The sequence below is a fragment of the Embleya sp. NPDC050154 genome (assembly GCF_044460165.1).
Taxonomy (GTDB): domain Bacteria; phylum Actinomycetota; class Actinomycetes; order Streptomycetales; family Streptomycetaceae; genus Embleya.
This window is the reverse complement of record NZ_JBITJP010000002.1, coordinates 1-15,013: the sequence shown is the minus strand read 5'-3', so window position 1 is coordinate 15,013 and position 15,013 is coordinate 1. Positions and strand designations below refer to the sequence as shown.

6 protein-coding genes are annotated in these 15,013 nt (G+C 70.3%); 3 read left to right on the top strand and 3 right to left on the bottom strand.

The features are described 5' to 3' along the window. Positions 1-9: 9 nt before the first annotated feature. Together ACIBSV_RS03905 and ACIBSV_RS03900 are read right to left on the bottom strand one after the other, a co-directional pair. The gene (locus tag ACIBSV_RS03905) at positions 10-2,658 is read right to left on the bottom strand and encodes a hypothetical protein (RefSeq protein ID WP_395859345.1); all 2,649 of its coding nucleotides are present in this window, start codon (positions 2,656-2,658) and stop codon (positions 10-12) included. 565 nt (positions 2,659-3,223) lie between these two features. Further along, positions 3,224-4,279, bottom strand: a complete 1,056-nt coding sequence (locus ACIBSV_RS03900) for an O-antigen ligase family protein (protein ID WP_395859344.1) — start codon at positions 4,277-4,279, stop codon at positions 3,224-3,226. 98 nt (positions 4,280-4,377) lie between these two features. Here ACIBSV_RS03900 and ACIBSV_RS03895 point away from each other — a divergent pair, with 98 nt between their 5' ends. After that, on the top strand, positions 4,378-5,001 hold the full coding sequence (locus ACIBSV_RS03895) for an acetyltransferase (RefSeq protein WP_395859343.1): 624 nt from the start codon (positions 4,378-4,380) through the stop codon (positions 4,999-5,001). On the opposite strand, the gene ACIBSV_RS03890 is transcribed toward ACIBSV_RS03895, so the two are convergent. After that, positions 4,994-5,929: an NAD-dependent epimerase/dehydratase family protein gene (locus ACIBSV_RS03890; RefSeq protein WP_395859342.1), complete on the bottom strand. Its 936-nt coding sequence runs from the start codon at positions 5,927-5,929 to the stop codon at positions 4,994-4,996. The two genes, ACIBSV_RS03895 and ACIBSV_RS03890, sit on opposite strands and share 8 nt — an antisense overlap. Positions 5,930-6,199: 270 nt before the next feature. On the opposite strand from ACIBSV_RS03890, the gene ACIBSV_RS03885 reads away from it, so the two are divergent. Beyond that, positions 6,200-9,391 carry a DUF4082 domain-containing protein gene (locus ACIBSV_RS03885; RefSeq protein WP_395859341.1) on the top strand — a complete coding sequence of 1,064 codons (3,192 nt, stop codon included), beginning with the start codon at positions 6,200-6,202 and terminating at the stop codon, positions 9,389-9,391. 376 nt (positions 9,392-9,767) lie between these two features. Next, positions 9,768-14,516 carry a DUF4082 domain-containing protein gene (locus ACIBSV_RS03880; protein ID WP_395859340.1) on the top strand — a complete coding sequence of 1,583 codons (4,749 nt, stop codon included), beginning with the start codon at positions 9,768-9,770 and terminating at the stop codon, positions 14,514-14,516. Positions 14,517-15,013: the final 497 nt, after the last annotated feature.

The following is a 15,013-nucleotide window of genomic DNA, read 5'->3' as shown; positions in this document are numbered from 1 at the left end:
GGACGGCGGTCACAACCGCTCACCCCGGCCGGGGACGTGCTCCGGGTCGGGATGGGCGGGAACTGCGGGGTGGGGTGGGTCGGCGGGGTCCGGCGGGATGGACTGGGTGGTCGGGGTGGTCGGGGTGGTCGGGGTGGTCGAGATGGGCTGGGCGACGGGCGTGGTCGGGTCGGTCGGGTCGGCGGTGGGGGCGGAGTCGACCGGGTCGCGTGGGGGAGTGGTGGCGGGTGGCTCGGTGCGGATGGGCGGGGTGCTGGGCTTGATGGGGTCGGCCGGGCCTGCCGGCTCCGCCGGGTCGGCGGCGTGGGCGGGGTCGGCCGGGGTGGGCGGGAGTGTGGGGGTGGGCGGTTCGGTTGGTGGAGCCGGGTCGCCCGAGTGAGGCGCGCGCGCCGAGTCGGCCGGGTCCGCGGGATCCGCAGCCGGGTGGGTCGGCGGAGGTTGGTCGGTCGGATCAGGCCCATCCGTCGGGTCGGCGATGTTCGCTGCGCCGGGCCGGCCTGCCGCGCCTGCTGTCTCCGCCGGGTGGGTGGTCGGGGCCGCCGGGGCCGCCGGGGTCGCCGGGGCGGCGGAGCGGGGCGGGTCGGTTCGGGGAGCGGGGATGTTATCGGTCGGAGTCTGGGTGTGGCGTGCGGAGGCGAACGCCGGCGATCGGCGAGGAGGGGTGGGCGGAGCCGAGGGTGCGGATCCTGGGGACGCGGATCCCGGGGACGCGGATCCCGAGGGTGTCGGTGCCGTGATTGTCGGTGCCGTGGGGCCGGTGGGCGCGGGAGCGGGTACGGCCGCCTGCCGGGTGGACTCGGGAGCGGGTGTGGTGGGCGAGGTCGCGGCACCGGACCGGGGCGGGCTCGGAACTCCGGCTTGGGACGCGGCGGATGCGGTTGACGCCGACGCCGACCCGGACCCGGATGCCGGTATAGGCCCCGACGCGGCGGCCGGAGCGGCGTCGGATCCGGTCACGGTGCCGGTCGACCCGCCGGACCTGCCCGCCCGGGCGCTGCGCGGTCCGGACGCCGTGGCAGCCCCCGCCGAGACGGATCCATCGGGGACGCCCGGTCCGCGGGACACGGGAGGCCCACCCGCTGCCGAGCCGCGCGCGTTCGCCGGACCGCCGGCCGAGAGGTCCGCAGCAGATGCGTTCGCGGCCGAATTCCCCCGGTTCGTGACGCCCACGGGCGAGTCGCCCGCTCCCGCCGTGCTGCCCGTGCGCGCCGCGCCGTCCGCGCCGGCCGCGCGCTCGGGTGTGGCTCGCGCGCTCGCCCCGCCGGGGGCCGAAGCACGCGTGGTTGCCGTACTCGTAGCGGGAGCGGTAGCCGCAGCCGTAGTTGTACCGACCACCTCTGCGACAGCCGAGCCTAGCGCGTTCGGCGAGCCGGCAGCCGACGCTCCTGCCGCCCGTGCACTCCCGGGCGAGCCGTGCTCATTCCCCACGCAGGCAGTTGCCACCTCCGGCCTCGCGCCTGCCCCCGGGATCGAGGTCCGTGCGTTCCTCGCAGGGGCAGCCGACCCGTTCGCCCCGCCGCCGCCCGCCCCGCCCGCCCCCGACAGGGTCGCCCCCGGCAGAGCCGCAGCCGGGTTCGGTGGCGTCGGGCTCGGAGGGAGCGGTTCCGAGGGGGTCAGGTGTCCGGAGCGGACCACTCGCGCGACCGCGCGGGCCAGGCCCGCCGTCTCGACCGGGCCCAGGCCGTCCGCAGAGGGCAGGACCCCGAACGCGTCCGGCCGCAGTGTCAGGCGGCGCCCGCGCACGTCCCCGAGCACGAGCATCCGCCGCGTCCGGCCCCGGGTGAACGCCGCGAGCTCGTCCTCGAGTTCGGGTTCGAGTTCGGGCTCCGCGCAGACCATGACCCGCACCCCGGGATCGGCGCACAACTCGCCCGGCGTACGGCCCGCGAAGCCCGGATGTACACCCCGAGCCACCCCGACCGAACCCGCCGGCAACCGCCGCGCCAGTTGCGCGGTCAGCGCGTGCCCCAGGTCACGTCCGGCGGCCGAATCCCCGGTTACCGCGACCACCGGCGCCACCGCCGACAGGTCCAGCAGCACGACACCCGAGTCCAGCAACCCGACCACGACCGGCAGCGCAGCCTCCGCGTCCGAGGCCGCCGAATCCGGTACTCCCGAACCCGGTGCCGCCGAATCCGGTGCCGTCGCGCCCAGTTCGGCCACCGAGGTCGACCACAGCAGGGGATCCTCCGGGTCCGCCGCCCAAGGCCCCGTCACCTCGGGGGACTTGGCGGCGGTGAGCCGCACCGACACCCGCTCGTCCGCCAGGACCACGGCCCAGGGCTCGACGCCCGCCGACCGCGCCCGCGCCACCGCGCGCGTCGTGAGATCGAACGTCTCGGGCGTACCCAGGTACCGGGTCAGCGTGGCCACCCCGCGTCGATCCCGTCGCCAGGCGACGAACGGTGCGGCGAACGCCCGCCCCGTCACCACGACCTGTTGCCACAACCCGCGGAACAACCCACGCGGCCCCGCCCGGCGGGCGAGCACCCGCAGCAACACCACGACAAGGACCACGAGTTCGAGCAGAGCCAGCCAGGCGATGCCCCGGTTGCCGCTCCAGAAGTCCGTGCCGAATGGATTCGCGGCCGTTGTGCTGCTGATCGTGCCCTCCCGAAGAACAGGTGATACCGAGGCCACCTGGAGATCAGTGAGCATTGAAGCAGTCGCGCAGCGTATTCGAAAGGCCTGAGGCGAAATTCGGGAAAGGGCTTTCCGGAAGCATCCGTCACCGTTTCGGGGGTAGGGAAGGACGTCGGCCAACCGCATCGACCTCATGGTCGACCGGGCCCATGTCCACCTGGTGAAAGGGCTGTGACCTGCATATACGGCGAGATGCCCAGGGCTCGTTCACACCTGCGCGGCAGCGGCCCCCCGGACCGCCCGTCCCGCTTTCCTCATTCTCTGGAAAATCCCGCAACGAACTCGAAACGGGATTCCGGCAATCCTGCACGCGGATCGACAAACCTGCGAATCGACGTGACATTCCCCTTGCCTGGGAAATATGTGCGCCCGTGTTGCGGCGATTCCACAAAATAGACGCGGAGTCGCTCGCGCGACACGGATCTGAGCATCATCTGAGGTTTCGCTCGCACGAGTGGGCGTATACCTGGGCAAGCAGGGCAAATCGGCTCAAGAACCCTATTGCGCCCGAAGATGCCACCCCGGCGCCCCCGCAACCCCGCCCCGCAACTGTGCCGCGCAACCCCGCTCCACGTCCCCGCTACAACACCCCACGCTCCAAGCGCGCCCGCAATTCCGGATCCGGACTCGCCGTCGCCGCCCCGGCCAACAGCCCGACCGCCACCAACACCACCGGAAATTCGGCCACATAGTCCATCGAAGCCTGCACCACGAACGCCGTGAACGTCGCCGTGCCCACCACGACCACCGCGACCGGCTGCGGCGAACGCCACAACCGGACGTACATCCACCCCACCAGCGCGACCAGACACAGTGCTCCCGGCACCCCCTGCTCGGCGCCTTGGCGCAGCCACAGCGAATGCGCCGACCGCGCATCCGCGTCCGCGCTCGCGGTCGGACTGTTCGTCACGAACATGCCCGGACCGGTCCCGCGCAGCGGGTAACTCTTCGTCAGGTCCACGGCGTCGGACCACAGTTGCACCCGACGCTCGGTCAGACCCGCCTCGGCGGCACCCTCCAGGCCGCCCGTGCGGCTGCCGAGCACCCCCAGCACCACAGTGCCCAAAGCCACTCCGAGCACACACACCGCCGACACCACCACGACCGTGCCCTTGCGATACACCACCGCCGACATCAACGCGGTCAGCAGCACGGCCAACGCGCCGACCGCCGCCGCCACCGACCGCGTCGCGAAGGCCGCGAGTACCAACAACCCGGCCAAAACCAGGATTTCGCCCCGCCGCCGATCGGATGCGACGACCAGCGCGGCCAGACACGCGGCGCCCACCGCCTGCGCCACCAACGCGCCGTCGGCGTTCCCGTACTCCAACGGCGGCGCCGTGGCATCACCGCTCAACGCGCCGGGCCACAACACCAGCAGCGCCGTCACCCCGCCGGCCACCAGCGCCGGCGCCAATAACGCGGAACGCGCGCCCAGCACCCGCCCCAGCACATAGCCCCCGACCGCGGCCAACAGCGCGAACAGATACGCCTCCGGCTCACCGGCCCGATTCGCCGCCGCCGCCAACGCCCACATCGCGGTCGCCGCGACCACGGCCGTGCCCAACAGGTCCAATCGGGACAGATACCGCGCCGAACCCCGGACCCGATGATCGCCTTCCCGGTCAGTACTCACAGCACAATCCGCTTCCGCTCGAGGATCCGGACCACCCGTACCGCGCCCGCGTGCGCAGGCACCCCATCCCGGCCGCCCGGCGATGCCAGGATGTCCCCATGCCGCTCTACATCTGCGGGGCCGGCGGCGTCGGCCGCGAAGCCCTCGACGCCGCGATCGCCGCCACGCTCACCGTCACCGCTTTCCTCGACGACGCCCGAGCCGGCGAGAAGGTGCGCGGCCTGCCGGTGCTGCGCCCGACCGACGTCGACGCCGGCGACTACCTGGTCGGCATCGCCGCACCCGACGCGCGCGCCCGACTCACCCGCCTGCTCGACGAACGCGGCCTGCACGCGGTCACCCTCGTACACCCGCGCGCGGTCATCTCGCCGGAGACCGCGATCGCCGCCGGCTGTCTGATCCAGGCCAACGCGCACGTCTCCAGCAGCGTCACCCTGGGCCCGCACGCGCAGGTCCACTACAACGCCACCATCGGACACGACGCCGTACTGGACGCGCGCAGCACCGTGTACCCGGGCGCGAACATCTCCGGCAACGTGCACCTGGGCGAGGACGCCACCGTCGGCAGCAATGCCGTGGTCCTGCAAGGGCTGACCGTCGGCCCCGGCGCCTTCGTCGGCGCGGGCGCCGTGGTCACGCGCGACGTACCGGCGGGCACGACCGTGGTGGGCTCGCCGGCCCGCCCGCTGCGCCCGCGCGAGGCCGCGGACCGGCTCAGTTGAGCCGCGACCGGAACCACGCGACCGTCTGCGCGAGTCCCTCGCGCAGTTCGACCGGCTCCGCGGTCGGGAACAACGCGCGCAGCCGCGACCCGTCCGCCTGCGAGTCCCGCACGTCGCCCGGCCGAGGCGGCGCGTGCTCGACCTCCACCGGATGCCCGAGCACCTCCGTCAACAGGGCGATCAGCGCGTTCAGCGAAGTCCGCGAACCGAACGCCAGGTTGACCGGGATGTCGGAGACCACCCGGCGCAACACCGCGTCGATGAGCACGGCGCATACGCTGCCGATGTTGGTGAAGTCGCGCGTCTGTTCGCCGTCGCCCTGCACGGACAGCGGTCGACCGGCCAACGCCGCGTCCACGAACCGGGGAATCACCGCCGCGTAGGCGTGATCGGCCGGCTGACCGGGCCCGAACACGTTGAAGAAGCGGAACGGCAGCACCGGCAGGTCGTAGCAGTTGCCGTAGGCGATCAGATACGACTCGGTGGCCAACTTGCTGACCGCGTACGGACTCAGCGGCGCGGTGCGCATGTCCTCGCGCTTGGGCAACTCGCGATTCGCGCCGTACACCGACGACGAGGACGCGGCCACCACATGGATGTTGCCCGCCCGCCGTGCCGCCTCGAGCACCTCCAGGGTGCCGGTCGCGTTGGCGTGATGGCTGGCCAGCGGCGCCTCCACCGAGCGCGGCACCGACGGCAGCGCCGCCAGGTGCACCACCGCGTCCGCGCCGGCGAACGCGCGATCGAGCAACTCCGGCTCCAGGATCGACCCCTGATGGAACGTCACCTTCAAGCCGTCCAGACTCGCGAGCGACCCCGTGGAAAGGTCGTCGACCACGTGCACGTCGCGCACGACGTCGTGGTCCTGCAACGCGGCGGCCAGATTCGAGCCGATGAAACCGGCACCGCCGGTGATCACTACCTTCACAAAGTCCCCCCGGACCATCGTGCGGAACCATCCCCGCCAGGGCCTGTGTTTCGAACTCCCCCAAGTCCGATCCGAGGCCGACCCGCCCCCGGTTCCCGCACTGTACCCACGGCCCGCTTCACGAGAGGGCAAAACCCGGACAACAGGCCGGAACGTGCGCCACACTTTCCCCTATCTCGGACCCGGGACACCGCCCCGGGCACCGATACCGGGTGGGGGACACTCATGAAATTGCCCAGACCACGGCTGCGCAGAGCGACGATTCCGACATTGTTCGCTTTACTGCTCGCGCTGACCGTCGCGGCTCCGAATACACCCGAGGCCGCCGCGGGGCCGTGTGACGCACCCGTTGCGAACGCGGTTGCCTGCGAGAACACCAAGACCGGCAACCCGCGGACCGAATGGGACATCAGCGGTGCCGGCAGCAACGCCATTCAAGGCTTCTCCACCGACATCAGCGTCAACGCCGGTGGCCAGATCAAGTTCAAGATCGACACGTCCGCAAGCTCCTACCGCATCGACATCTACCGACTCGGTTGGTACAACGGCAACGGCGCTCGCAAGGTCTACACGATCCCGGCTTCGGCGGTCACGCCGCGGCAACAGTCCGGCTGCGACACCGACAACCTGGTGACCGGGCTGATCGACTGCTCCAACTGGACCGACTCCGCGTCCTGGAACGTACCCGCGGACGCGGTATCCGGCTACTACATCGCCAAACCCACGCGTACCGACGGCTCATCGGGCGCGAGCCACATCCCGTTCGTGGTCCGCAACGACGCGTCGCACTCGGCGATGTTCATGCAGGCATCCGACACCACCTGGCAGGCGTACAACGCCTACGGCGGCAACGACCTCTACACCGGGCAGCCGGTGGGCCGGGCGTACAAGGTCAGTTACAACCGACCCTTCACCACCCGTGCGGACAATCCCGGGGACTCGCTGTTCAACGCCGAGTTCGCGATGCTGCGCTTTCTGGAACGCAACGGCTACGACGTCACCTACACGACCGGCGTGGACAGCGACCGACGCGGCCAACTGATCAAGAACCACAAGGTCTTCCTGTCGGTGGGACACGACGAGTACTGGTCCGGCACCCAACGCGCCAACGTCGAGGCGGCCCGCGACGCGGGGGTCAACCTCGCCTTCTTCTCCGGCAACGAGATCTTCTGGAAGACCCGTTGGGAGAACGGCGGGATCAACGGCAACGGCCCCGATCACCGCAACCTGGTCTCGTACAAGGACACCCACGCCAACGAGTCGATCGACCCGCTCGGCCCGGCCATGTGGACGGGCACCTGGCGCGACCCGCGGTTCTCACCGCCCGGTGACGGCGGCCGACCGGAGAACAGCCTCAGCGGCACCATCTTCACGGTCAACTGCTGTACGACCGACATGAACGCCAACGGCGCCGACGGCCGCCTTCGCCTGTGGCGGAACACCCGCCTCGCCACCCTCGGCCTCACCGCACAAACCACACTCGGAAGCGGAACCCTCGGCTACGAATGGGACTCCGATCTGGACAACGGCTCCCGGCCCGCGGGACTGATCCGGCTCTCGACCACGGTCAAGTCCGGCATGTCCGTGATCCAGGACCAGGGTTCGACCTACGCCGACGGCAGCTCGACGCACAGCCTGACGCTCTACCGCGCACCCAGCGGCGCGCTCGTCTTCGGCGCGGGCACCATCCAGTGGGCCTGGGGTCTGGACGTGTACCGGGTCGGCGCCAACGGCACCGTCGACACCGCGATGCAGCAGGCCACCATCAACCTGTTCGCCGACATGGGCGTGCAGCCCGGCACGCTGATGGCCGGCATGGTCGCGGCCACGGCGAGCACCGACACCACCCGGCCCACCTCGATCATCACCGCGCCGACCAACGGCGGCAGCCTGCCCGCCAATTCCAACGTGACGATCACCGGCACCGCGACCGACACCGGCGGCAAGGTCGGCGGCGTCGAGGTCTCGGTGGACAACGGCGCCACCTGGCACCCGGCCACCACCGGCCGGGAGAACTGGACCTACGTATTCACCACCGGCGCCGGCGGCTCGATCACCATCAAGACCCGGGCCACCGACGACAGCGCGCGGACCGAGATCCCGTCCGCGGGCGTCACGGTCACCCTCGGCGGGCCACCACAACCGGTGAACTGCCCATGCACGCTGTGGACGCCGACCGACCAGCCCTCGTCCGGCCCGGATCCGGACACCGCCGCCACCGAACTGGGCGTCAAATTCCAGGCCGACCGGGCCGGTTTCATCAACGGCATCCGGTTCTGGAAGAACGCCGAGAACACCGGCACACACACCGGGACCCTGTGGTCCGCGTCCGGCAGCCTCCTGGCCACCGCGCCGTTCACCGGCGAAACCGCGTCCGGATGGCAACAGGTGACATTCGCCCAGCCCGTGCCGGTCACCGCCGGAACCACCTATGTCGCGTCGTACCAGGCGCCCAACGGCAGATACTCCGCCGACCAGGGCGGCCTGACCAACGCGCACATCCGCGGCCCGCTCACCGCACCGGCGAGCAACACGTCCGGCGGCAACGGCGTCTACCGCTACGGCACCGGATTCCCGACCTCGACCTGGAACGACAGCAATTTCTGGGTCGACCCGGTGTTCACCACCTCGAACACCACGCCGACCAACCCCGCGCCGGTGGTCACCGCGACCGCCCCGGTGAGCGGGGCGACGCTCGCCCCGGTCGGCGGCAACATCACCGCGACCTTCGACCTCGCGGTCCAGCCCGCGACGATCGTGTGGTCGGTCACCAAGGCGGACAACAGCACCGTCGCCGGCACCGCGAGCTACAACGCCGCGACCAGGGTCGCGGCCTTCGACCCGACCGTCGACCTGGCCGCCGGCACGACGTACACGGTGTCCCTCACCGGCGCGCAAACCGCCGAGGGCACCACGATGGCCGCCAAGACGTGGTCCTTCACCACGGCGGGCAGCACGCCGCCGCCCACCTGCAACCCGTCCTGCACGATCTGGCCCGCCACCGCGACGCCCGCCGTGCTCCAGGACAGCGACACCACCGGCATCGAACTCGGCGTCAAGTTCAGCAGCACGGTCCCGGGCAAGGTCACCGGACTGCGGTTCTACAAGGGCGCCGGCAACACCGGCACGCACACCGGAACGATCTGGTCCGGCACGGGCACCCTCCTCACCAGCGCGGTCTTCGGCAGTGAGACAGCCTCCGGATGGCAACAGGTGAACTTCACCCAACCGGTCGTCATCGCGGCCAACACCACTTACGTGGCCTCGTACTTCGCCCCGGTGGGCCGGTACTCCTCCACGGACGGCGGGTTGACCGCGGCCGCCGGCACCGGACCCGTCAAGGCCGCCGCGTCCGGCACCGTCGGCGGCAACGGCGTGTACGCCTACGGCGCCAGCGGGTTCCCGACCGACACATGGAACGACAGCAACTACTGGGTGGACGTCGTCTTCACCACCAACTAGCCGCGGCAGCCGGTCGCGGCAACACCGAACACCCGGACATCGAAAGCCCGGACATCGAAAGCCCGGACACCGAAAGCCCGGACACCGAAAGCCCGGTACCCGGCACCGAACCCGATCGAGTCACCACCATCGACCGGGCACACCCCGGAAGCCGGCCGCCGGCGGCCCCCCTCCCCCCGCCGGCCGCCCCCCGGGCGGGCCCCGCGGGCCCCCACCACCCCCCCCCCCCCCCCCCCCCCCCCCCCCCCCCCGCGCCGCGCCCCCCCCCCCCCCCCCCCCCCCCCGGCCCCGGGGGCGAGCGCGGCGGCCCGGACTCCCCGCGCCGCCCGCCCCGAACCACGAACCGACCGTCATGCCATTGAGGAGCACCAACTCGATGAAGGCTGCCCGCGCCAGAACCAGATCGGGTCACCGACAACGCAGAGGAACGTGGACGAGCATCGCGTTCGCCGCGATCGGTGCGTTGCTGTTCACCCTGTTCGCACCGATCACCGCGGCCCAGGCCGCGCCATGCAGTCCGTGCTCGCTGTTCGCCGGCGCCACCCCGAACGGCGCCGTGACCGACACCGACGCGGTGGCCGTCGAACTGGGCGTGCGCTTCAAGCCCAACAGCAACGGCACCATCACCGAGATCAAGTTCTGGAAGGACGCCGGCAACACCGGCACCCACACCGGCCGGATCTGGGACACCGCCACCGGCACCGCGACCTCGGTGACCTTCATCGCGGAATCCGCGTCCGGCTGGCAGACCGCGACCTTCACAACTCCCGTGCCGGTCACCGCCGGACACACCTACATCGCCTCCTACGTGGCACCGGTCGGCCGCTACACGGTCACCGACAACTACTTCGCGTCGGACCGCACCGTCGAACAACTCGTCGCCCCCGCCAGCAACGGCAACCAAGGCAACGGCGTCTACACCTACAACCCCGGCGGCGGCATGCCGACCGACTCCTACCAGGCCGGCAACTACTGGGTGGACGTTTCCTTCGTCCCCGGCGCCGACACCACACCGCCCACGGTCACCCAGACCACCCCCGCCGCGAACGCCACCGGAGTGGCCACCGCCGCGCCGCTGTCGGTGACCTTCAACGAGCCCGTACAGCCCGCCACCATCCAGTGGGCGGTCAACCAGACCGGCGGCCCGGCCGTCGCCGGCACCGCGACGTACAGCGGCAACACGGCGACGTTCCAGCCCTCCGCGCCACTGGCCGTGTCCACGGGCCACACCGTCACGGTGACCGGCGCCAAGGACGCCGCCGGCAACACCATGGCCACCAAGTCCTGGTCGTTCACCACCGGCACCGGCGCCAGCCAGTCCGTGGAGACCAACATCTGGACCGGCCCGGTCAGCCCGAACACGCCGAACCAGACCGACAACAACAGCGTCGAGGTCGGCGTCAAGTTCCGCACCACCACCGACGGCCAGATCAAGTCGATCAAGTTCTGGAAGCTCACCGGCAGCACCGGCCCGTACGCGGTCAGCCTGTGGGACAAGAACACCCAGACCCGCCTGGCCACCGTGCCCAACGTCAGCCGCACCGGGAGCGGTTGGCAGACCGTCGACCTGCCCACCCCGATCACCGTGCACGCGGGCGTCACCTACGTCGCGTCCTACTTCGCGCCCAACGGCAACTATCCCGCCAACACCGGCTCGTTCTCCCAACCCGTCGGCAACTCGCTGATCACGGCCCTGGCCGACGGCGTCGACGGCGGCAACGGCGTCTACAAGTACAACGCGGGCAGCATCTACCCCACGGACAGCTGGAACGGCAGCAACTACTGGGTGGACGTCGTCTTCAGCACCAACGCCGAGGACACCGTCGCCCCCGCGGTCACCGGCCAGTCGCCGATGCCGAACGCCAACGGCGTGCTCTCCGGCGTGCAACCCTCGGTGACGTTCAGCGAACCGCTCAAGCCCACCGGCCTGAGCTTCGTCCTCAAGCGCAACGGCACGGCCGTACCCGCCGAACTCGAACTCGACAACCCGACCACGCCGACCCAGCTCACCCTCAAACCGGACGCCGAACTCGCCTACGGCACGCCGTACACACTCACCGTGAGCGGCGTCAAGGACCAGTCCGACAACGCGATGCCGGACACGACCTGGACCTTCACCACCGGCCAGGCCCCGCCCACACCACCGTGCGACGCGCCCAACACCGGCCCCATCCTGGTGATCAAGGCCGACTCGAACCCGTTCAGTTGCTACTACACCGAGATCCTGCGCAGCGAGGGACTCAACTCGTTCGCGGTCAAGGACGCGAGCGCGGTCAACGCCGCGGTGCTCGGCGGTTACACCACCGTCGTCCTCGGCGACTTCGCCCCCTCGGCACAACTGGTCACCGACCTCACCACCTGGGTCAACGGCGGCGGCAACCTGATCGCGATGCACCCGCGCGCCGCCCTGGCCGGCCTGCTCGGCCTCGGTACCTCCGGCGGCTTCCAGGCCAACCAGTACATGAAGGTGGACAGCGGCACCGCCGCCGGCGCCGGCATCTACAGCCAGCAGAGCATGCAGTACCACGGGCCCGCCGACGTCTGGACGGTCCCCGGCGGCGCCGGCACGGTCCGAGTCGCGGACCTGTACACCCGCACCGGCACCACCCCGCTCGGCCCCGCCGTCACCACCCGCCCGGTGGGCAGTGGCACCGCGTCCGCGTTCACCTACGACCTGGCCCGCTCGATCGTGCAGACCCGCCAGGGCAACCCGGCCCAGGCCGGCGTCGAGAACGACAACTTCTCCGACAGCGGCGGCCCGCTGATGCGCGCCGACGACATGTTCTACCCGGACTGGATCGACCTCAGCCGGGTCCAGATCCCGCAGGCCGACGAGCAGCAGCGCCTGTTCGCCAACCTGATCGAACTCGGCAACCGGGCCAAGGCCCCGATCCCGAGGACCTGGTACCTGCCCGGCAACGCCGCCACCGCGGCACCCGACCTGCTCAAGGTCGTGATGGTCTCCACCGGCGACAACCACGGCCAGAACCTCAGCGACATGCAGGGCAGGGTCACCCGCTACAACAACAACAGCTCCGACCCGGCCTGCTCGAGCCCGATCGCCGCACTGCGTGACGCCGCAGTACGGAACTGGAAGTGCATGCGCGGCACCATCTACGTCTGGGGCCCGGGACCACAGGGCACCCAGGCGCCGTCGGTGTCCGACGTCCAGAACTGGACCGCACAGGGCTTCGAGATCGCCCGACACGTCGACCAGAACGGCAGCTGCCCGCAGCTTCGCGCCGGCGCCTCCCAGACGGACATCAACGCCGGACTCGGCGCGGTGTACGAGAACAGCCTCGACGACTTCACCCGCTACGCCCCGCTGAAGCCCACCACCAACCGGACGCACTGTCTGACCTGGCCCGACTGGAGTTCGAACGCCTCGATCGCCCGGGCCAAGGGAATCCGGCTCGACACGAACTACTACTACATGCCGGATTACTGGAAGAACACGTGGGGCGGGCCGCTCATGAAGGCGAGCCCCGGATTCTTCACCGGTTCCGGCTTCCCGATGCGATTCACCGACCCGAGCGGTCAGATGATCGACATCTACCAGGGCACCACCCAGATCAACGACGAATTCCAACAGGTCTACCCGGACACGTTCGACCAGCTCGTCAACGGTGCCAACAACGACGGCTTCTACGGCGCGTTCGTGATGAACAACCACACGGACTCGGCGAACGCCAACGGCGGGGTCGGCAACGTGGGCCAGCTCGACATCGAACAGGCCCTGATCGCGTCGGCCAAGGCGAAGAACGTCCCGATCGTCTCCGCCAAACAATTGCTGGACTGGACCGACGCCCGGAACGCGTCCACCATCACCGGCCTCAACCGGGTCGGCAACACGGTCACCTTCACGGTCAACCAGAACGCGGCCGCGACGAACCTGATGACGATGTTGCCGACCACCGGCTCGGGCGGCACGACCCTCACGGGCCTGTCCCGAGGCGGCTCTGCGGTCACCTTCCAAAAGACCACCGTCAAGGGCATCGAGTACGCCGTCTTCGACGGGACCTCCGGCGCGTACACGGCGACCTACGCCAACGCGGTGGCGCCGCTGATCGCCGAGGCCAAGGCGGCCCCGGCCGCCGACGGCTCGGGCACGCTGACCTGGAAGACCGACGTGCCCTCCACCACGGAGATGCAGCTCGGCACCAAGCCGGACCAGATGCCGATCACCCACAAGAGCGTGGAGACCGCAGGCGAGCACAAGGTCGCCCTGGGCGCGCTCAAGCCCGACACCACCTATTACTACCGACTCACCTCGGAGAACGTGAAGGGCGAGCGCACGGTCTGGCCCGCCCCGAACGCGAAGCCCGCGGAGTTCCGCACGCCCAAGGCCGACCGCAAGGCGCCGGTGATCAGCGACGTCTCGGTCAAGACCTGGCCCGACGGCAGCGCCGACCTGACCTGGAAGACGGACAAGCCCACGACCACCTCGGTCCTTCTGGGCGACAACCCGAACTCGGTCCGACCGGTATATGCGGACCGGAAGCAGTCCACCACCGAGCACCACGCCAAGCTCGGCCACCTCGGCGCAGGCAGCACGTACGCGTTCCGCCTCGCGGGCGTCGACGCGGCCGGGAACGAGGGAACCTGGACGGGCGGCAGCGGTAGGAAGAAGGACACCGCGCGTCTGGTGATGCCCAGGCCGGGTGTCGCCGAGACGGGCGCGTTCGACTTCACCAACGGCACCGTCTCCGGGGGAGCGGTGAGCGGTGACCGTCCGGACGCTCTCACCCTGGACAAGGCCCCGACCGGCACGTATGTGTCGAAGGCCTTGGACGCCGGCCGGATGGTGACGTGGCTGGCCGGTGATTGGCAGGCCGAGATTCCCAAGGGCACGACGCTGCGGGTATCGGTGCGGACCGGGACGACGGCGGTTCCGGACGCGAGCTGGACCGCATGGAAGGACCTGTCCCGACCGGGCGACACCATTGGGACCGCATCGCGTTTCCTGCAATACAAGGTGGAGCTCACCGGCGACGGGCGCGCATTGCCCACCCTCAAGGGCATCGGCTTCACACACGACGGCAAGGTCACGACCACGCCGCCGGTGACCGAGGCGGGACCGAACACGGTGCCGGGCCCGAACCCCGTGACGGGGAAGGGGCGTTGATCCTCGACTGAGCCCGCAGGGGCGGTACGAGCGGCCGGGCCCGGAGCGATTTGGAGCTCCGGGCCCGGCCGTGTACTGTTGCGAAGTCCGCCCGGGAGGCGAGCAAATCCATGATCACCGATTAGGCGATCGGGAATGCGCTCCGCTAAAGTCTGCGGACGCCGCCAAATGCCTCGGAGAATGTGAATTCCCGATGCCCGAAGCGGTGGGCGAAGCAGGCCGGAAGGGCTGCTAAGCTCGAAGAGCCGGAAGCCGGGGAAACGAGAGTTTCGAAGGCCGAAAGCACGAAGCAGCGGACGAAAAGCGGGTCGGAAGATCTGCTAGAGTCCGGGAGGCGGAAAACGCGGAAACGCGGTGGAAGCCGAAAGCGAGGAAAGCGAAGCCGCCGAAACGGTGTGCTAGGCTGGAAACGCGAAAGCGAAACACGAAAAACTGAAACACCTTGAACGTTAAACGCCCGGAGGGCGCGGTTGACTCCGCACCAAAGGAAGCGTCCG

Excerpts from the sequence above, each read along its gene's own strand:
- ACIBSV_RS03905 (WP_395859345.1), bottom strand. The coding sequence starts at position 2,658 with ATGCTCACTGATCTCCAGGTGGCCTCGGTATCACCTGTTCTTCGGGAG.
- ACIBSV_RS03895 (WP_395859343.1), top strand. The coding sequence starts at position 4,378 with ATGCCGCTCTACATCTGCGGGGCCGGCGGCGTCGGCCGCGAAGCCCTC.
- ACIBSV_RS03880 (WP_395859340.1), top strand. The coding sequence starts at position 9,768 with ATGAAGGCTGCCCGCGCCAGAACCAGATCGGGTCACCGACAACGCAGA.